Below are 18,124 nucleotides of genomic sequence, written 5' to 3'. Positions count from 1 at the left end.
CTCCCTGTCCCGGAACTCGCCAATGAACACACCTTTTGCCATACCGGATAACCCCGACTCAGCGTGCCGGCCACCGTCCACCAAGGACTTTCTGGTTGACCGCGCCTTCCGTGCGCTCGCCCGCATCGGCGTGGTGCTGATCCTGGCGCTGGTGGTTGCGCTGGTTTTCGAAGTCGGCCGCAAGGCACTGCCCGGCATGGAGAAGCACGGTTTCGACGTGCTGTTCGGCACCGTCTGGGATGTCAACCAAGGCAAGTACGGCATTCTTCCCGCTATTTGGGGCACGCTTTACAGCGCCCTGATCGCCTTGCTGATCGCAGGCTTTTTCGGCGTCAGCATGGCCATTTTCCTGACCCAGGACTTCCTCCCTGCAAAGCTTGCAGCGGTGTTTCGTACCATCGTCGAGCTGCTCGCCGCGATCCCCAGCGTCGTTTACGGCCTGTGGGGCATCTACGTGGTGATCCCGGCGATCCGTCCGTTGACCGCGTGGCTGAACAGCGAACTGGGCTGGATCCCCTTTTTCGGCTCGTCCCTGAGCGGCCCAGGCTTGCTGCCCGCGGCGCTGGTACTGGCCATCATGATTCTGCCGACCATTGCCGCTGTGTCCCAGGACGCCCTGACCAGCGTGCCGATGAAAACCAAGCAGGCCGCCTACGGCATGGGTACCACCCACTGGGAGGCCATCCTCAAGGTGATGGTGCCAGCCGCTGCAACCGGCATCTTTGGCTCGCTGGTGCTTGGTCTGGGCCGCGCCCTGGGTGAAACCATGGCTTTGGCGATGTTGGTGGGCAACGCCAACACCATCACCCTGTCGCTGTTCGCCCCGGCCAACACCCTGGCCGCCTTGCTCGCGCTGAACTTCCCGGAAGCCGGGCCGAACGAGGTCGAGGTGCTGATGTACGCCGCACTGGTGCTGATGTTCATCACCCTGCTGGTGAACGTGCTCGGCTCGATGATCATGCTCTACGCGCAACGGGGTAACAAATAATGACTGACCTCTCGTCGCCAACAGCTGCAGTGCCAAGTCTGCAACGCCGGTTCGAAGGGCGCGCCCTGCGCAGCTTGAGCCTGACCACGCTGGTCTGGTGCACAGCGTTTCTGGCCAGCGTGCCGCTGATTTCCGTGCTGTACATGCTGATCATGCGTGGCGGTGCTCGCCTGAATCTTGAAGTGTTCACCGAGCTGCCACCCACCGGTTTTGAAATGGGCGGTGGTTTCGGTAACGCCATGGCCGGTACCTTTGTCATGGTCGGCATCGCCGCAGCCATCGCAGTGCCAGTGGGCATCATCGCCGCTGTGTTTCTCGCCGAGCTTGGCCCTGAGAGCAAGTTGGCCAACGCCTCGCGCTTTGCTGCGCGGATGCTCACCGGCCTGCCGTCGATCCTGGCTGGGGTATTTGCCTATGCGCTGGTGGTCATGACCACTGGCACCTACTCGGCGCCTGCCGGTGGCGTGGCACTGGCGGTACTGATGCTGCCGATCGTGGTGCTGACCGCTGAAGAAGCCATGAAGATGGTGCCCAAGATCATGAAAGACGCCGCCTACGGCATGGGCTGCACCCGCGCCCAGGTGGTCTGGAAGATCGTCCTGCCCACCGGCCTGCCGGCGATCCTCACCGGCGTCATGCTGGCGGTTGCCCGCGCTGCCGGCGAGACCGCACCGCTGCTGTTCACGGCGCTGTTCAGCAACTACTGGATCTACCATGACGGCAGCCTGGCCGTGATGAACCCGACGGCATCGCTTGCCGTACTTATCTACAACTTCTCCGGCATGCCCTTCGACAATCAGCTCGAACTGGCATGGGCCGCCTCGTTGGTATTGGTGATGATCGTGCTGGTAGTCAATGTCGTCAGCCGTATCTTCGGCAAGCCCAAGTACTGAACTCAGGAGCAACTGAATTGAACGTATCCACTGCGCGAAAAGCCGCTCCGTTTGTCAGCCAGGCACCCGTGGTAATGGACTGCAAACTGGACAAGATTTTCTACGGCAACTTCCTCGCTGTGCGCGACAGCCACGTGCCGATCGAGAAGAACAAGATCACAGGCTTCATCGGCCCGTCCGGCTGCGGCAAGAGTACTGTGCTGCGTAGCCTCAACCGCATGAATGACCTGGTCAAAGGCTTCCGCTTCGAAGGCCACGTGCACTTCCTTGGCCAGGACGTCTATGGCAAAGGCGTCGACCCGGTGGTAGTGCGCCGTTACATCGGCATGGTGTTCCAGCAGCCCAACCCGTTCTCGATGAGCATCTTCGACAACGTTGCCTTCGGTCTGCGTTTGAATCGTTACAAGGGTGACCTCGGCGATCGCGTCAAGCACGCGCTGCAGGGCGCTGCGCTGTGGGACGAGGTCAAGGACAAGCTAAAGGCCAGCGGCCTGTCGCTGTCCGGTGGCCAGCAACAACGGCTGTGCATTGCCCGTGCCATTGCCACCGAGCCCGAAGTGCTGCTGCTGGATGAACCGTGCTCGGCGCTGGACCCGATTGCAACCCGCCGGGTGGAAGAGTTGATGGTCGAGCTGAAGAAGGACTACACCATTGCCCTGGTGACCCATAACATGCAGCAGGCGATCCGTGTGGCTGATACCACGGCGTTCTTCTCGGTGGACATTTCCCAAGGCACACGCACTGGTTATCTGGTCGAGATGGGGCCGACCACGCAGATCTTCGAAAGCCCGCGTGAGCAGTTGACCAATGACTACATCAGCGGCAAGTTCAGTTGATTCGAGCCAGTCTCAGCGCTGTCGCCTTTGTTAAATTGTTTCTCGGGATTGCCAATGTCTGCAACACGTCGTCTTGATCTACGCGCTATAGAGCGCGCACTGCGGGAGGTGCAGAGCCGCTTCGGCGAGCTCAGCCAGCACTTCACCGAGCAGCGCGATCCGTTCACCGACGAGGTGCTGCAGAATGTGCTGGAAGGCTATGCCCTGGTAGACGATTATGTTGCCCGCGGCATCGACCTGTTCGACCTGCAGCAGCTGAACCTGATGCTCGAGATCAACGCCACCGTGCTTTGTGGCAGTGACCCGGCACGGCGGGTGGAGTTCGCTCAGCACCTGGCCGCAACTGAAGAACACTTCTTCAACAACGTCGAAGGCGGCATCAAGGATTTGTACAACTGGTACTGCTCGTACCACAGCGATTCGGTGTGGAAGCGCGCAGCCGGTGTGTATGTGCGCATCCTCAGCAAGCCGCAACTGTTTATCGAAGGTAACAACCGTACGGGCTCGCTCCTGGTCAGTTACCTGTTGATGCGCGAAGGGCTGCCGCCGTTTGTGCTGACGCTGGACAACGCCGAGGGTTATTTCAACCCGTCCTCGGTCATCCGCAACTCCGCCAAACACGGTGTCAAAGCCTTGTACGAATTGCCCAAGATCAAAAAGAAGTACGCCGCCTTCCTCGAGGCCAAAGCACCGGCCGCTACGGTGTTCTTCCTCAACACGCCGCCTGCGCGCCGTTATCAGGGGACTCACCGATGAGCCGCTCGCCAGTGCTGCAACAGTGCCAGGCCGGCATCGCTCGTGGCTGGCAAGCGGCAACGCGCCTGCTCGGCCGCCCACAGGTTCGTATTTCGTTTGATATCGACGACACCTTGGCCTGCCACCACCACAATTGCCCAGCCGAGAGCAGCAAGCTGCCAGGGTTCATGCATGACTGGCTGGGTGAACCGCTGCGCGCTGGTACTCGTGAGCTGATTCGCGATCTGCGCCGGCAGAATTGCAGCGTGTGGATCTATACCTCGTCTGGCCGCACCCCGGCCTATATCAAGCGCTGGCTGTTGCTGTATGGCATCCGCGTCGACGGCGTGGTCAACAATGACCGGCATTTGCATATGATGGCCGAGCATGGGCTGTCACGGCCACCGTCCAAGCATCCGGGCCTGTTCGACATCGATCTGCATGTGGATGATTCTGACGGAGTTCGGGCTGAGGGTATCGATCACGGTTTCCGCGTCGTGGTCGTCTCTCCGCAGGATGACAACTGGACGCAGAAGGTCCTGGAGGCCACTGCCAAGGTGCATGCGCAGCTGGCTTGGCATCAACCGCAGCGCTACGGCCAGCTGACTCGCCAAAGTGCGGAGCCGCAGTGGTCTGCAAATCAGTCGCTTGGGCAGTAGATCGAGCAGCATCCATTCGTCTGAGTCAACGTCGGATAATTGAACGTCATTCCCGCTTATGGCCCTGAGGTTAGTAGAGGCGAACATTTTCGCCTCAACCTTGGAGGTCACCATGCAGAACAAGCTTTTGCTGGCTGCAGCTCAGTCCAGTACGAATACGCCTTCCTACCAGAGATACGCCGATGGCGTGACACACGAGTTTTTCGGCACCGCTGCAGTGGTGAAAAAAGCCGCCGAGGCGCAGGCCTATGCTGGGCAGCGGTTGAAGGCTGATCTGGGCAAGTAAACTTTTGGCTCTATGAAGATGCCAAGTTTCAGCCGTGAGCTTGGCCGGAGAATTGTGATGAGTGATCAATCCAAAGTAACTGTCGCCACTGCGCCGCTCATGTTCCAGCCCTCGTTCGAGCAGATCCCCGATGACGAGGCGCAGACCAGCAAGGAACTGGCGCAGACGCTTCACGACATCATGGAAAAAACCTTCGCCGATGAGGGCCACGCCAACCGCAGTGTCCACGCCAAGGCCCATGGCTTGCTGCGCGGGCGTGTGGTCGTAATTGGCGACTTACCGCCTGCCTTGGCTCAAGGCGCATTCGCTCGCGCTGGCAGTTATTCTGCCTATCTGCGGTTCTCGACCAACCCCGGCGATATCCTCGACGACAAGGTGTCCACTCCCAGGGGGTTGGCGCTGAAGATTGTCGGCGTTGATGGACCTCGTTTGCCTGGTAGTGAGGGCGAGGTGACTCAGGATTTCGTGATGCAGAACGCCAAGGCTTTCACTGCGGCTGACCCAAAGGCGTTTCTCAAGACGCTGAAACTTCTGGCCAAGACTACTGACCGAGCGCCAGGCATGAAGAAAGCGCTTTCAGCGGTTTTGCGCGGCGTCGAGTCGGTGGTCGAGGCCATGGGCGGGGAGAGCGGCACACTAAAGAGCCTCGGCGGCCATCCGCAGACTCATGTCCTCGGTGAGACCTTCACCACTGTGGTGCCGGTGCTGTACGGTCCTTATTATGCCAAGCTTGCCATAGTGCCTGTTTCGCCCGAGTTGACGGCATTGACCGATCTGAAGGTAGATCTGGACGACAACCCTGACGGCCTGCGTGCGGCTGTTGCCGAGCACTTCAATACACACGGCGGGGTCTGGGAGATCCGTGTCCAACTGGCGACCGATCTGGATAAAATGCCCATCGAGGACGCTTCGGTTGAATGGCCTGAGGATTTCAGCCCGTATCTCACGGTCGCTCGACTGGAGGTCGAAGCGCAGCCTTCGTGGGATGACGCCAAGGTTCATGAAATCGACGATGGCATGGCTTTCAGTCCTTGGCATGGTCTGGCTGCCCATCGTCCGCTCGGGGGCGTAATGCGAGTGCGCAAGCCTTCTTACGAGATGTCGTCGGAGTTCAGGGGTAGCCATAACGGCTGTCCTATTCACGAACCCCGTTAGAAGTGCTGTACGCGCTGGTAGCACTGCATCAGTGCGGGCTACCAGCGAGCAGCGCATGAGTATCCGGCTTACCGCCCTGGTTGAGTAGCTGACCCGGTGGAGGAAATGATCTGGTAACCGACTCTATTGTTAAATAGAATCAATACCATTCATTGAAGTGCAGAGCCTCACCCATGGTTGACGCCGTTACGCCACCCGATCAGCGCCTGAGCGTCCTGTACCGCGAGCATCGCAGCTGGCTGGAGAACTGGTTGCGCCACCGCGTCGGCAATAGCTGGGATGCGGCCGATCTGAGTCAGGATACCTTCCTGCGGGTACTCTCCAGCGCGCAAAAGCTCGAGGAGTTACGCGAGCCACGGGCCTATCTGCTGACCGTGGGCAAGCGTCTGCTGAGCAACTTCTACAGCCGGCGTAGCCTGGAGGCGGCCTACCTCGAAGCGCTGGCGCAACTGCCTGAGGAGTGCGTGCCGTCTCCAGAACAGCGCTGGCTGCTGCTGGAAACGCTACAGGCGCTGGACGAACTGCTGGATGGCCTGCCACCGCTGGTGCGCCGGGCATTTCTCTGGAGCCAATTGCACGGCCTGGGCTATCGCGAGATCGCCGAGCGGCTCGACGTGTCGGAGCGCACGGTCAAGCGCTATATGGCACAAGCCTACGAACACTGCTTGCTGGTGCAGCTTTGATGCGCACGGCGCCCACCAGCGAGATGCAAGAGGTTGCCCGCGCAGCGGCGCGCTGGTTGGCGTTGCTGGAGTCAGGCACGGCCACCGAAGCAGATCACATCCGCCTCCAGCACTGGCGCAACAGCAGCGCCAACCATGAACACATCTGGCAGAAAGCGCAGCAACTGCGCCAGCGATTTGAAGCGCTGCCGCCGGCCTTGGCCATGGCTTCACTGGATCGTCCCGACCTTGCGCGCCGTGCCGCAATCAAGCGCGCATTGGGTATTGCCGCAGTCTTGCCAACCACCTGGTTGATCGCCCGGCAGGTGCCCGTGCAGGTTTGGCTGGCCGATGTGCACACCGCCATCGGCGAACAGAAAACCCTGCAACTGGCCGATGGCAGCCTGTTGCAGTTGAACACCGACAGCGCGGTCAACGTCGACCTGAGTAAGCGTGAGCTGACCTTGGTGCGCGGTGAGATGGCACTCAGGGTGAATGACAGCGCTGGGCTGACCATTCACTTGCCGTACGGTCGGGTTGTGGTTGGCCGCAGTGATTTGTGCGTGCGCCTCAATGACCGCGACTGCCAGATCAAAGTCGCCAGCGGTGCAGCCCAATTACACCCGTTGCAGGGGCCGGCGCTGTTCTTGCGTGAAGGTGAGGAGGTCAGGTTGCGGCCTGGCGGGGCGGGTGAGGTCGGTCGCTTCGATGCTTCGCTGCCCGGATGGCGCGAGGGTGTGCTGATTGCCCAGAACCAGCCGCTGGGCGATTTCCTGCGCGAGCTGCGGCGCTTCCGCCCGGGGTTGTTGCGTTGGGCGCCTGAACTGGAAAACCTGCGGGTGATCGGCAGCTTTCGCCTCGACGATACCGACCGTGTGCTGTCTCTGCTGGCGGCGAGCCTGCCGCTCGAGGTGCAGTCACGCACCCGCTATTGGGTCACCTTGCTGCCCCTCAACGCTCATGTGTAACAAAACTCAGGCGTAACCCATGTCCCTTTTTTTCGCCTCACCGGTCATTCCAGGTAAGTGAACTGAAAACGAGAGCTTGCCCCCTATGTCCATCGTGATGCCTGGTCGTTCAGGCCGTGAGTCTTTGTTGCGCGTAAGCCTGGTGCTGAGCCTGAGTGCTACACCACTTTTCGTCCCGGTCAGTTGGGCCGATGACGTTGACCGGCGCAGTTACGCAGTGTCAGCTGGTAGCCTGGGTGTCGCGCTGACCCGTTTTGCCACGCAATCAGGGGTGAGCCTGTCGGTGAGCCCTGAGTTGGTCAATGGGCGCTCCAGTGCCGGGCTTTCGGGCAGCTACAGCGTCGAGGAAGGCTTCGCCCAATTGCTGCAAGGCAGCGGATTGCGGCTGCAGTCGACAGGCGCTGATGCGTACACCGTGGTGCCAGTAACGCAGGATGCCAGTACCCTGGAAATTGCGCCGACCACGATCAGCAGTGGGCACGCGGCCGATGACGGCGTGCCCTACGCCGGTGGCCAGGTCGCTCGCCGCAACTCGCAGGGCCTGCTTGGCTCGCGTGACTTCATGGACACGCCGTTCAGCATGACCACCTACACCAGCCAGACGGTGAAGAACCTGCAGGCGCGCACCCTCAACGATCTGGTCGCCAGTGACCCCTCGGTGCGCGCGACCAACCCTGCAGGTGGCCGCTTCGAGCAGTTCACCATCCGTGGCCTGAGCCTGTTCAACAGCGATGTTTCCTACAACGGCTTGTACGGTGTATTGCCAACGTATTCCATCGACATGGAAATGGCCGACCGCGTCGATATCCTCAAAGGCCCCAGCCAACTGATCAATGGCATTTCGCCGCGTGGCAGCGTCGGCGGGGGCATCAACGTCGTACCCAAGCGGGCAGGGGACAGACCGCTCACCGAGTTTACCGGCAGCTACGCCTCGGACGGCCAGGCGGGCGGCGCCGTGGATATCGCCCGACGCTTTGGTGAGGGTGATCAGTTCGGCTTGCGCTTCAACGCGGTCAAGCAGTCCGGTGACACCACCTGGGATCACCAGAGCGTCAACCGTGAAATGGCCGTGCTGGGCCTGGATTTTCGCGGTGAGCGGCTGCGGCTGTCGACCGACCTCGGCCACACCCAGCGCGACACCGACGCCCCGCAGGAGCGAGTGCTGATCGGTGCCGACGCCAAGGTGCCAGACGCCAGGGATGTACATCGCAACTACGCCCAGGCCTGGACCAAGGCGCGTACCGAGGACACCTTCGGCACGGTGAACGGCGAATATGACTTGAGCGATTCGCTGATGGCCTATGCCGCGTTCGGCGCGCGCGAGAGCAACCACGACTTTTTGCGCCACAACGTGCCGGTCAGCAATGACGCCGGCGATTTCAGTGTGCTGCCGCGCGATTTTACCCGCGACGAATCGGTGCGCACTGCAATGGCCGGACTGCGCAACTGGTTCACTACCGGCCCGGTCAGCCATGAGCTGAACCTGTCAGCCAGCTACTTCTACATGGACTTCACCAACGGCGGCGCACGCTACGCCGCAAGCCCCAGCAACCTGTACAACCCGGGCGCCATCCCAACACCCGGCACCCCGACCCGCCCTGATGCCGAGGTGTACACCGAGAACCGGTTCACCGGCGTAGCCCTGGCCGATACGCTCGGCTTTTTAGACGACCGAGTGCTGCTGACTCTGGGCGCACGCTGGCAGCGGGTCAAAGTCGACGACTGGCGCAATGGCGCGAAAGGCCTTACCGGCTACGACGAGGAAAAGCTTTCGCCGTCGGGTGGTGTGGTGTTCAAGCTCAGCGAGCAGTTGTCGCTTTACGCCAGCTACATGGAAGGCCTGAGCCAGGGCAAGATTGCACCCTCGACCTCGCGCAATTCTGACGACATCTTCGCGCCCTTCATCAGCCGCCAGATCGAGGTAGGCGCAAAGTACGACCTCGGTACCTTCGGCCTGACCGCCAGCGCCTTTCGCATCAAGCAACCTGCCTACGAAACCAACGCTGCCACGCGCGTGTTTGGCCCCAACGGCAAGCGTGAAAACAAGGGCATCGAGCTGAGTGTGTTCGGCGAGCCGCTCGAGGGCGTCCGCCTGCTCGGTGGCGTGATGTTCATCGACAGCGAGCTGACCGGCACGGTCGGCGGCATTGCCGACGGCAACCGCGCCCCGGCCACGCCTGAATACAACGTCAGCCTGGGTGCCGAATGGGACGTACCTGCGCTGCAAGGATTGACCCTGACCACGCGCGGCATTCACTCCAGCTCACAGTTCCTCGATCAGGCCAACAGCAAGAAAATCGACGGCTGGGAGCGCTTCGACCTCGGTGCGCGCTACGCCTTCAAGGTTTCGGACAAGGATGTGACGGTGCGAGCCAGCGTCGAGAACGTGCTGGATGATCGCTACTGGGTTTCGGCCGGGGCGTCGGATGACAGTGAGCCTGGGTTGAGCTTGTCAACGCCGCGGACGTATCTGGTTTCGGCGACTGTTGGGTTTTGATCGATAGGCTTGAAGGGCTGGCCCGGCGCGGGAGTGTGGCGCCGGGCGGGTGTCCGTGACCGAGTCGTGGTCAGGTTGGTCTTCGTGCAGAACCTAGCCCGCCGGCACCAGAATCACGAAGTTCTTCTTCATGTCTTCCAGCACAGTCCACTTGCCCTTGGCGCCCGGTTCGATAATGAACGTGTCGCCAGCGGCCAATGTGACCGGGGCGCAGCCCTCAAGCTCGATGACGCAGCGGCCGCTCAGGACGTGGCAGAACTCCCAGACTTTGTAGTCGATGCGCCAAGCGCCGATGCTGGCTTGCCATTCCCCGCAAATGCGACCTTGCTGTTCATCGTGGTAGTACTTGGACGTCAGGGTGTGCGGGGTGCCTTCCAGGACTTCTTCGAAAAAGGGCAGGTCGCGTACCGGTTGGATATCCAGTTCGCGGAATACGGTGAGACTCTTGTTCATTGATTGTTCTCGGGCACGTTGTGGATAGGGCGATACATCAAATGGGCTTCACCGCTCACGCGCAGCATCGGGTGCGCAACGATCTGGCAGGTTTTGACGATTTGAAAACCGTGACGTTCGTAAAAGCGGCGGGCACCGTGGTTTTCCGCATAGTCGATCAGGCATAGCCCATCCAGCCCAGCGTCGTCGGCGCGCTGCTGCGCGTGGCGGAGAAACTCGACGCCCAGCCCCTGGCTGCGCCATGCCTCATCCAGCGCCAGGCTGGAGATGTACAAGGTGTCGGGTATTTCCATGTCGGCATAAGGCGCGAGGACCGGGTCGGTCTCGGCAGGCGCGTCAGGGCTCGCGCGCAACGCATAGCTATGCATCATGCCGATGACGCGCCCGTCGGACGTGGCCATCAGGCAGTTCTTGTAGGAGAAGTCGCCTTGCTCCCGGGCATAGCGTGCCGCACCGACACTCAGCAACGCTTCCCCTGGTGCGCCGAGCTTGCTCCAGATGTAATCGGCCATGCCCTCCGAAGTCAGTTGAAAGAAGCGCGCGATGTCGTGCGCATCCGAGGCGTGAGCGGGTCTGAAGTTAATAGACATGTGGGGTGCTTCCATGGGCTCGGGTGGCTAGTTTTGAAGGATTGCGCCTTTAGCAGCGGGCAGGGTAGGCGAGTTGGACGCTACCCATCATGCTCTGGGCGAACACCGTCAGCACGACATGCGACGTTGCGCTCATGCTCATGGTTATCTGAGGAGTCGCTGTGCCTGGCTATTCTTGATCGGTCGCGCTGCCTTGCATTAGGCAGGTAAGGCCGCGCGCCGCAGCAAGTTGCTTGCTCAGCGCGCGGCGCTGCAGATCACCAGGTGAAGTTCACCGAGGTCAGCAGGGTGCGCTCGTCACCGTAGCTGCAGGAGGTGAAGCTGCACTGCACGTAACGCTTGTCGGTCAGGTTGTTGGCGTTGACGGTCACGGCCCAGTTGTCGTCGATCCGGTAGCGTGCCATGGCGTCGAACAGGGTATAGGCTGGGGTGGCCGAATCGACGCCCGAGGCCTGTGTTGTACCCATGTAACGGGCGCCGGCCCCCACAGTCAGTTGCGCAATGCCCCAGTTGACGAAGTCATAGCTGGTCCACAGGGCTGCCTGGTGGTAGGGGGTCTCGTCGGTACGTTGACCCACTTCGGCGGCAATAGCGCTCTTGGTGATGCGTGCATCGGTATAGGCGTAGGTAGCGATCATGCTGAGTGCCGAGGTGATATCCGCCTTGGCTTCCAGCTCCAGGCCGCGTGAGCGCACTTCGCCGGTCTGGCGGTACTCTTCGGTGGCTGGATCCTGCTTGAGTACATTGGTCTGGGTCAGCTCATAGACTGCTGCGCTCAGCAGCAGATTGCTGTCCTTGGGCTGATAGCGCACACCCACTTCGTACTGTTTGCCTTCGGTGGGATCAAATCTCTGGCCAGTGACTTCCGCAACGGAAACCGGGAAGAACGACTCGCTATAGCTAATGTAGGGCGCCAGGCCATTGTCCGCCAGGTAAACCAGGCCGGCTCGCCAAGTGGTGGCCTCGTCGCTCTGGCTGGCTTTGGCGTCATTGCGGTGCGCCTTCTGCTGCTGGTCGGCCCAGTCGTGGCGGCCACCCAACTGCAAGACCCACTTGTCGTCGAACTTGATCTGATCCTGGAAATAGACACCTTTTTGCAGGGTATCGAGCTGCGAGCCACGGTCTGTGGCGGGGTTTCTGTTGACCACTACGGGTTGACCATAGTTGTAGCGGCTCAAGTCCAGGCTGGGGGCTGCCCCTCGGAAGTTATGCGAGTCGTAAGAGATATCGTAGCCGTCAAAACCGACCAGAGCAGTGTGCTCGACGCTGCCGAGCTGCCACTTGGATACGATGTTGGTATCGGTGGCCAAGGTTCGCGCACGCTCATGGCGATCGCTGTATTGCCGTGCAAGGATGCCGGTATTGGCGGCATTGCGGATAGCAGCCGCGGACGTCTGCGCTTGCAGGTATCTCCACTTCACATCGGACTCGGAATAACGCAGCTTGTGATTGACCGTGAAGTGCTCGTTGAAGTTGTGGCTGAACTCGTAACCCAGGGCCGACATCTCGCCGTTCATGTCGTCGTAGTCCGGCTCGCCGATAAAGTCGTGGCGACCGATAGTGAAAGCACCTTTGCCCACACCTTCGACCAACTGATAGGCCAGAGGCGCGGGGAAACGCGTATCGGTCTTCTGGTAGAAGGACAGCAGCGTAAGCGATGTGTCTTCGTCAGGGCGCCAGGTCAGCGCCGGGGCGATGTAGAACCTGTCGTCGTTCAGATGATCCTGCTGGGTGTCGCTGTTGCGGCTGAGCAGGGTAAGGCGATAGCTGAGGGTGTCGCTACCGGCCAGTGGCCCGCTGAAATCGGCGGAGAGCTGCTTGCGGTCATTGGAGCCCGCCTGCAGATTCAGCTCATGCAGCGGCGCCTCGGTTGGGCGCTTGCTGACGCCGTTTACCATGCCACCGGGCGAGAGCTGGCCGTAGAGCACCGAGGCAGCGCCGCGAATGACCTCGACGCGCTCCAGGCCGTACGGTTCCTGAATGCCGTCGTAGGAGTTGGTCTGCAGACGCAGGCCGTCGCGCAGCGAGCCGCCGGTGGCGGATTCGACCGAGAAGCCGCGGATGCGGAAGCGGTCAGCAGTCCGGTTGAAAGCGGTCGAGCTGGCCGTGAACCCTGGGGTGTAGCTCAGCGCCTGGGCCATCGTTTCCGCCTGGCGGTCACGGATCTCGTCGCTCGTGACTACCGACAGCGACTGCGGCGTCTCGATGATCGGCGTGTCGGTCTTGGTCGCGCTCATGTTGCGTTTGGCGACGTAACCGAGCACATGCTCGGTGGGCCGTTCGAGGCTTTGCCCGGTAACATTGGTGGCGTCAATCTCCACGGGCGCGGGTACCGGATTGGCCTCAGCGGCCTGCAGGCTGCCTGAGCCGAGGCTGGCCATGGTCAGTGCCAGTGCGCTAAGGCTGCAGGCTGGGCGTCGGGCGAAATGTTCGGGGCTTGGGTGGGTAACCTGGCGCATGGCGAAGGAACATCCTTTGATCTTCTCATATTTCGCGCGAAGCGGAGGACGCTCTGTGGCCCTTCACGGCAGTGCGCGATGGCAGTCAGCAACAGCGCGCGAACTTTACACCTAAATAAGAAGGATTTGCACCTGCACTATGATAATAGTTATTGATAAGTCGTTGCTGCAAGCTATGGCCTTTACATGCTCCGAAGCTTGGATGATGCCTGACAAGAGATTGCCGGCCACGGCGTGGTGATCGTTGATCATCTGATTAGCCATGGCTGGACACATCAATGGGGTGCGCTGCATTGCTGGCGCCCTTGCGGCGTTATCAAGCAGCCGCCACCTGTCCGCTGCTGATGCTGCTCACTTCAAACTGCCCCACCAGTTTTTGCAGTTTGTTGGCATTGAGCCGCACGGTCTCGGCACTGCCTTGCAACACCACTACCGTCTCACGCATCTGCGCCGAAGAGTGGTCGACCTGTTTGATTGTCTTGCCATAGTCAAGGCTGCGCTTGTTCAACTGCTGAATGACCGCAAACATACTTTCCACCGCTTGATGCAACTGCACGTTTTCCGAGGACGCATCTTCGGCCAGGCGCAAGCTATTATCGACGTCCTTGACGCCTTCCTTCATGAAGCTGACGGCGGTTTGTGTTTCATTCTGCAAGCCCTCGACCATCTGCCGAATATCATCGGCAGCCCGAGAGGTACGTGAGGCGAGGCTACGTACCTCATCGGCAACCACGGCAAAACCTCGCCCATGTTCGCCTGCGCGCGCGGCTTCGATGGCAGCATTGAGTGCCAGCAGGTTCGTCTGGTTGGTGATGTCACTGATCAGCCCGGTAATGTTGCCGATTTGCGTCATGCGGCTGTCGAGTAACTGCACGCTTGCGGAAGAGCGCTCGACCACATCCCGAATCGACTGGGTGCCTGTCTGCACCGCGAGAAACTGTTCGCGAGCACGGGTTACGACTTCGTCCATCGCCTGTTTCATTTGTTCGGCACTGGCAGAGGCTTGTTGAATTTCACCCAGTTGCTCTTCAACGATGATCATCATGCAATGCACCGCTTCGGCCACCTCGGCCGAGGTGATGCCGGCTTCCTGGCTGCGCCCCAGCATCATCTGATTGGTGGCGCCGACGGTGCGACTGGCCTTCACTACCTGGCCGACCACCGAGTCCAGATTATCGATGAAGCTGTTGATCCAACGCCCCATGTCGCCGGTCTCGTCGTTGGCCATTCGCGCGGTGTCCAGACGCTGACGAAGGTTGCCCTCGCCCTCGGCAATGGTCCTGATCACGCCTGTCATCTCGCTCAACCGTTGCGCAAGCCGTTTAGGCCCCAACAGGCTGAACAACGCAGCGGCGCAGACCATGCCCAAAACCTCCAGGGCATCGATCATGCCCTGTGTGAGGCCGCTGTAATGTTGAATCGTGTAATTGCAGGCAAAGAGCCCTGTCATGGTTGCGAGATAAGGTTTCATCAGGCCATAACTGAGTGAGCGTCGACGGTAAACTTCCTCCAGATCGGCCTCGCACATCATTCCCCAGCGATCAGGTGATCCTGGCAGTTGGAACGTAACTCCCTTGCCCACCACCGGGATGTGCCGATAGTCCGAATAACCGGGATACGTCACGAACAGATTGGAGCCCATGCGGATTGTTTCGCGCACACCTGGGTGCAACTCTTGGGTCGCCGGGTCGGTGAAGCGCAGTTCCAACTCAGTGTGCCGTTGAATCTGCACGGTCTTGTAGGGCGTGTGTACGCCACTTTTCAGATTGTCTGCGTGGGTAAACGTGCCGTCCTCGAAACGTGAACGCGACAACGCGGTTCCCGGCACGACCGCAGGATCAAAGCGTGATTGCGCCATGAACAGATAATTGTCGCCCGACTCGGCATAGATGTGCCCGGCCTCACGTTGTATAAGATCGCCCAAGACATCGTTTGGCACACGACCGCAAAGGCAGCCTAGAACTTTTCCTTCGGCCATCAATGGCTGATAAAACATCAACGTGACTTCATCGTGAAAGCGTGAAGTCGATGGACCGATCTGCAACGTCAATGGATCGATGTAGGGACCATGTAGAAACGGTGCTTTCAATCCTTCGGCCAATGCGCGGGTGTTCTCAAGCTTATTGTTGCCGCGTCCGCTCCAGGTGGAGGTGATGACCTTGCCGTCGACACCCACAACAAACAGCTCGGAGAAATCTTCGGCTTGGCTGAGCTTGTCCATCAGCGCACGCCTGTCGGTATGGGCAATATCCCGACCGAGCGTTTCCGCCAGTTCCGCGAGGTGTTCCCATTGCTCGCGGGTCCAGTTGTGTAGCAACTGCACGCGGGTTTGTGCAATGGCTTCAAAGGTTTGTTCGATCACAGGATAGGCCGACCGATTGAGCCGGCATGACCACCCCATCGCAATCTTTCCTGTTTTGCCGAACCAGGGTAGCCAGTTCTTTTCGCTAGAGGATAACTGCATGACTTTACTTGAAAGCGACATTTGCCTCTCCAACCGCGACACTCGGATGGCAAATTGATAGCAAATAGCAAGCCAGGTCGTAAGCACCCTACCAATTACCTTAATCGTAAGGTCGTCTGCGGTCGGCAGCGTTGCGCGCGCTTGAGCCTATGAGCCTGGGTGCTTCAACGTGGTGCGCAGGAGCTCTGCATGCACTGAAAAATGCTGGTTGATGAGCGAGTGAAAGGTTGTGTGTGGGGGCTGTTGCAAGCGTGCTCCATTTGCTACCGATTACGACCGTGCTGCAAAATCGAAATCGCACGCTACCTGAATCCCCCGGGATTTCAGTCACAAGCTGTCCGGATCGCCAAAAAACATCTGTATCCGCGACCTCAACCACCGCTCTGCCGGGTCATTATCCTGCGCTCCACGCCAAGCCATGTGCAGCTCAAAGCTCTGCACCTCAATCGGCAGATCCTCCGCCCGCAACCCACCGCCTGCTGTCAGCACTGCGGCGGTGTAATCAGGCACCGTAGCGACAATGTCGGTCCCGCCCAGCAAACTCCCCAACCCATTGAACTGCGGCACCGCCAGCACCACATGGCGCTTGCGGCCAAGCTCATCCAGCGCTTCATCGATGAACCCGGACAGGTCGCCAGCGAACGACACCAACGCATGCGGGCGAGCGCAGAAGTCGTCCAGGGTGATGCTGCCGGGCATGCTGTCGGCACGCAGCAGCTTGGGCTTGCTGCGCCGCAGCACCTTGCGCTTGGCGTTGGCCGGGAGGTCATTGGTGTAACTCACTCCTACCGAAATTTCGCCTGAGCCGAGCAGGGTCGGCATCAACAGGTAGTTGACTCGGCGCACCACCAGCACGATACCTGGCGCCTCGGCGCGGATGCGTTTGAGCAGTTGCGGCAGCAGGGCGAATTCGGCGTCGTCGGACAAACCAATGCGAAACACCGAGGTGCTGGTAGCCGGGTCGAACTCGGCGGCGCGGCTGACGGCGGTGGAGATCGAGTCGAGCGCGGGGGAGAGCAGGGCGAAGATTTCCTGAGCACGCGCCGAAGGCTCCATGCTGCGGCCGGTACGCACGAACAACGGGTCGTCGAACAGATTGCGCAGGCGCGACAGCGCAGCGCTGATCGCGGGCTGGCCGAGGAACAGCTTCTCGGCGGCGCGGGTCACGCTGCGTTCGTGCATGAGGGTCTCGAACACGATCAGCAGGTTGAGGTCTACACGACGCAGGTCGTTACGGTTCATCGATGCGCTTAGCCTATCGCCAGAGGTGGGCAGGGGTGAATCTTACGGCCAAAGGCTGTTACCCTGCACCGATTTCCGGGAGCCAATCTGCGAATTTGCAGGGGGCCCAATCAATGACAGGCATGTCGACTATTAATCGCCACTGATGGTCTAACGGTGAAAGCCCGGATAAAGTTCGTGGTAATACGAGATTCACACAGGCGAGGTATGCGATGTCCCGCATGATCCGATTCCACTCCTTCGGCGCCGCCGATGTGCTCCGCATCGAGGAGCAGGGCGCGCCGTCGCCCGCTGCCGGCGAGCTGCAGATCCGCGTCGAAGCGATTGGCGTCAGCTGGTATGACGTGCTCTGGCGGCAGAACCTGGCACCGTCCAAGGCGCGCTTGCCAGCCGGCATCGGCCAGGAAATGGCCGGCGTGGTCACCGCAGTAGGCGCTGGCGTCGACGATATAGCTGTTGGTGATCGGGTAGCGAGCTTCCCGGCCACCAGCGCCAATGATCATCCGGTGTACGGTGACGTTATCGTCTTGCCGCGCACGGCGATCACCCGCTACCCGGATATTCTCTCTCCGGTCGAAGCGAGCGTGCATTACACGCCGCTGCTGATCGCCTACTTCGCCTATGTTGATCTGGCGCGGGCCAAGGCCGGCCAGACCGCGCTGGTCACTGATGCCAGCCACTGCGCCGGGCCGGCATTTGTCCAGTTGGGCAAGGCGCTGGGCTTGAAGGTGTTTGCTGCAACCAAGGACCCGGAACAGCGCGAATACCTCTTGGGCCTGGGCGCTGACAAGGTCATCGTCACCGAGGAGCAGGATCTGCTCATGCAGATCGGCAAGTACACCGATGGGCGCGGCGTGGACATGGTCCTCGACGGCCTGGGTGGGCCGCAGATGTCGCTGTTGGGCGATGTTCTGGCGCCGCGTGGCAGCCTGGTGCTGTATGGCCTGCAAGGTGGCAACCAGACGCCGTTCCCAGCGTGCGCGGCGTTTCAGAAGAACATCCAGTTCTACGTGCACTGCATCGGCAACTTCATCGGCAAGCCGGAGCTGGGTATCAGCCAGGACCAGGTCGCCTTGCAGCGCGCGCTACGCGATATCAACCAGTTCACGGCTGACCAGTTGCTGACGCCGCAGATCATCAAGGTGTATCCGTTCAGCCAGGTGGTCGAGGCTCATCGCTACATGGACGAGTGCCCATGCGGTGGCCGGGTGGTACTGGACATGGGCCAGGTTTGAAA

Annotated in this window: 16 protein-coding genes; 11 read left to right on the top strand and 5 right to left on the bottom strand. The window is 60.5% G+C overall.

What is annotated here, in order from left to right:
- The first annotated feature begins 22 nt into the window (after positions 1–22).
- The 10 genes from pstC to IDM28_RS12460 all read left to right on the top strand — a co-directional run bounded on the left by pstC (position 23) and on the right by IDM28_RS12460 (position 9,679).
- On the top strand, positions 23–988 hold the full coding sequence (gene pstC, locus IDM28_RS12505; protein ID WP_101319855.1) for a phosphate ABC transporter permease subunit PstC: 966 nt from the start codon (positions 23–25) through the stop codon (positions 986–988).
- Positions 988–1,881: a phosphate ABC transporter permease PstA gene (gene pstA / locus IDM28_RS12500; RefSeq protein WP_101319853.1), complete on the top strand. Its 894-nt coding sequence runs from the start codon at positions 988–990 to the stop codon at positions 1,879–1,881. The genes pstC and pstA overlap by 1 nt, the downstream gene beginning before the upstream one ends.
- A gap of 74 nt (positions 1,882–1,955) precedes the next feature.
- On the top strand, positions 1,956–2,717 hold the full coding sequence (gene pstB, locus IDM28_RS12495; RefSeq protein WP_217862385.1) for a phosphate ABC transporter ATP-binding protein PstB: 762 nt from the start codon (positions 1,956–1,958) through the stop codon (positions 2,715–2,717).
- A gap of 54 nt (positions 2,718–2,771) precedes the next feature.
- The gene (locus tag IDM28_RS12490) at positions 2,772–3,473 is read left to right on the top strand and encodes a hypothetical protein (protein WP_101319849.1); all 702 of its coding nucleotides are present in this window, start codon (positions 2,772–2,774) and stop codon (positions 3,471–3,473) included.
- Positions 3,470–4,111: a hypothetical protein gene (locus tag IDM28_RS12485; protein ID WP_188036095.1), complete on the top strand. Its 642-nt coding sequence runs from the start codon at positions 3,470–3,472 to the stop codon at positions 4,109–4,111. Before IDM28_RS12490 ends, IDM28_RS12485 begins: the two co-directional genes overlap by 4 nt.
- A gap of 112 nt (positions 4,112–4,223) precedes the next feature.
- Positions 4,224–4,397: a hypothetical protein gene (locus IDM28_RS12480; protein ID WP_188036387.1), complete on the top strand. Its 174-nt coding sequence runs from the start codon at positions 4,224–4,226 to the stop codon at positions 4,395–4,397.
- A gap of 57 nt (positions 4,398–4,454) precedes the next feature.
- Positions 4,455–5,552, top strand: a complete 1,098-nt coding sequence (locus IDM28_RS12475) for a catalase family protein (protein ID WP_188036094.1) — start codon at positions 4,455–4,457, stop codon at positions 5,550–5,552.
- 173 nt (positions 5,553–5,725) lie between these two features.
- Positions 5,726–6,235, top strand: coding sequence for a sigma-70 family RNA polymerase sigma factor (locus tag IDM28_RS12470; RefSeq protein ID WP_188036093.1), 510 nt, complete (start codon positions 5,726–5,728; stop codon positions 6,233–6,235).
- Positions 6,235–7,182, top strand: coding sequence for a FecR domain-containing protein (locus tag IDM28_RS12465; RefSeq protein ID WP_188036092.1), 948 nt, complete (start codon positions 6,235–6,237; stop codon positions 7,180–7,182). Before IDM28_RS12470 ends, IDM28_RS12465 begins: the two co-directional genes overlap by 1 nt.
- Before the next feature lie 85 nt (positions 7,183–7,267).
- Positions 7,268–9,679, top strand: coding sequence for a TonB-dependent receptor (locus IDM28_RS12460; RefSeq protein WP_188036091.1), 2,412 nt, complete (start codon positions 7,268–7,270; stop codon positions 9,677–9,679).
- Between the two features lie 93 nt (positions 9,680–9,772).
- Here IDM28_RS12460 and IDM28_RS12455 read toward each other — a convergent pair whose 3' ends face one another.
- From IDM28_RS12455 to IDM28_RS12435, 5 genes are all read right to left on the bottom strand, one after another.
- A complete protein-coding gene (locus IDM28_RS12455) occupies positions 9,773–10,132 on the bottom strand; it encodes a cupin domain-containing protein (protein ID WP_101319833.1) in 360 nt (119 codons plus the stop codon).
- Positions 10,129–10,722 (bottom strand): GNAT family N-acetyltransferase, encoded by a 594-nt coding sequence (locus IDM28_RS12450; RefSeq protein WP_188036090.1) that lies wholly within the window; start codon positions 10,720–10,722, stop codon positions 10,129–10,131. The genes IDM28_RS12455 and IDM28_RS12450 overlap by 4 nt, the downstream gene beginning before the upstream one ends.
- A gap of 257 nt (positions 10,723–10,979) precedes the next feature.
- Complete coding sequence (locus tag IDM28_RS12445; RefSeq protein WP_188036374.1) at positions 10,980–13,103, bottom strand: TonB-dependent siderophore receptor; 2,124 nt, start codon at positions 13,101–13,103, stop codon at positions 10,980–10,982.
- A gap of 394 nt (positions 13,104–13,497) precedes the next feature.
- Positions 13,498–14,151: a methyl-accepting chemotaxis protein gene (locus tag IDM28_RS24235; RefSeq protein ID WP_410524672.1), complete on the bottom strand. Its 654-nt coding sequence runs from the start codon at positions 14,149–14,151 to the stop codon at positions 13,498–13,500.
- A 1,821-nt stretch (positions 14,152–15,972) separates the two neighbouring features.
- Positions 15,973–16,887 carry a LysR family transcriptional regulator gene (locus IDM28_RS12435; protein WP_101319826.1) on the bottom strand — a complete coding sequence of 305 codons (915 nt, stop codon included), beginning with the start codon at positions 16,885–16,887 and terminating at the stop codon, positions 15,973–15,975.
- Between the two features lie 212 nt (positions 16,888–17,099).
- Here IDM28_RS12435 and IDM28_RS12430 point away from each other — a divergent pair, with 212 nt between their 5' ends.
- A complete protein-coding gene (locus IDM28_RS12430; protein WP_101319824.1) occupies positions 17,100–18,122 on the top strand; it encodes a zinc-dependent alcohol dehydrogenase family protein in 1,023 nt (340 codons plus the stop codon).
- Positions 18,123–18,124: the final 2 nt, after the last annotated feature.

It is taken from the genome of Pseudomonas sp. EZ-C24 (genome assembly GCF_014525325.1).
Taxonomy (GTDB): Bacteria; Pseudomonadota; Gammaproteobacteria; order Pseudomonadales; family Pseudomonadaceae; genus Aquipseudomonas; species Aquipseudomonas shirazensis.
This window is presented reverse-complemented; position numbering and strand designations above follow the sequence as displayed.

Coding starts and splice junctions, on each gene's coding strand:
- IDM28_RS12435 (WP_101319826.1), bottom strand. CDS start 16,887: ATGAACCGTAACGACCTGCGTCGTGTAGACCTCAACCTGCTGATCGTG.
- pstB (WP_217862385.1), top strand. CDS start 1,956: ATGGACTGCAAACTGGACAAGATTTTCTACGGCAACTTCCTCGCTGTG.
- pstC (WP_101319855.1), top strand. CDS start 23: ATGAACACACCTTTTGCCATACCGGATAACCCCGACTCAGCGTGCCGG.
- IDM28_RS12470 (WP_188036093.1), top strand. CDS start 5,726: ATGGTTGACGCCGTTACGCCACCCGATCAGCGCCTGAGCGTCCTGTAC.
- IDM28_RS12475 (WP_188036094.1), top strand. CDS start 4,455: ATGAGTGATCAATCCAAAGTAACTGTCGCCACTGCGCCGCTCATGTTC.
- IDM28_RS12455 (WP_101319833.1), bottom strand. CDS start 10,132: ATGAACAAGAGTCTCACCGTATTCCGCGAACTGGATATCCAACCGGTA.
- IDM28_RS12430 (WP_101319824.1), top strand. CDS start 17,100: ATGTCCCGCATGATCCGATTCCACTCCTTCGGCGCCGCCGATGTGCTC.
- IDM28_RS12465 (WP_188036092.1), top strand. CDS start 6,235: ATGCGCACGGCGCCCACCAGCGAGATGCAAGAGGTTGCCCGCGCAGCG.
- IDM28_RS12490 (WP_101319849.1), top strand. CDS start 2,772: ATGTCTGCAACACGTCGTCTTGATCTACGCGCTATAGAGCGCGCACTG.
- IDM28_RS12460 (WP_188036091.1), top strand. CDS start 7,268: ATGTCCATCGTGATGCCTGGTCGTTCAGGCCGTGAGTCTTTGTTGCGC.
- IDM28_RS12480 (WP_188036387.1), top strand. CDS start 4,224: ATGCAGAACAAGCTTTTGCTGGCTGCAGCTCAGTCCAGTACGAATACG.
- pstA (WP_101319853.1), top strand. CDS start 988: ATGACTGACCTCTCGTCGCCAACAGCTGCAGTGCCAAGTCTGCAACGC.
- IDM28_RS12450 (WP_188036090.1), bottom strand. CDS start 10,722: ATGTCTATTAACTTCAGACCCGCTCACGCCTCGGATGCGCACGACATC.
- IDM28_RS24235 (WP_410524672.1), bottom strand. CDS start 14,151: ATGGACGAAGTCGTAACCCGTGCTCGCGAACAGTTTCTCGCGGTGCAG.
- IDM28_RS12485 (WP_188036095.1), top strand. CDS start 3,470: ATGAGCCGCTCGCCAGTGCTGCAACAGTGCCAGGCCGGCATCGCTCGT.
- IDM28_RS12445 (WP_188036374.1), bottom strand. CDS start 13,103: ATGGCCAGCCTCGGCTCAGGCAGCCTGCAGGCCGCTGAGGCCAATCCG.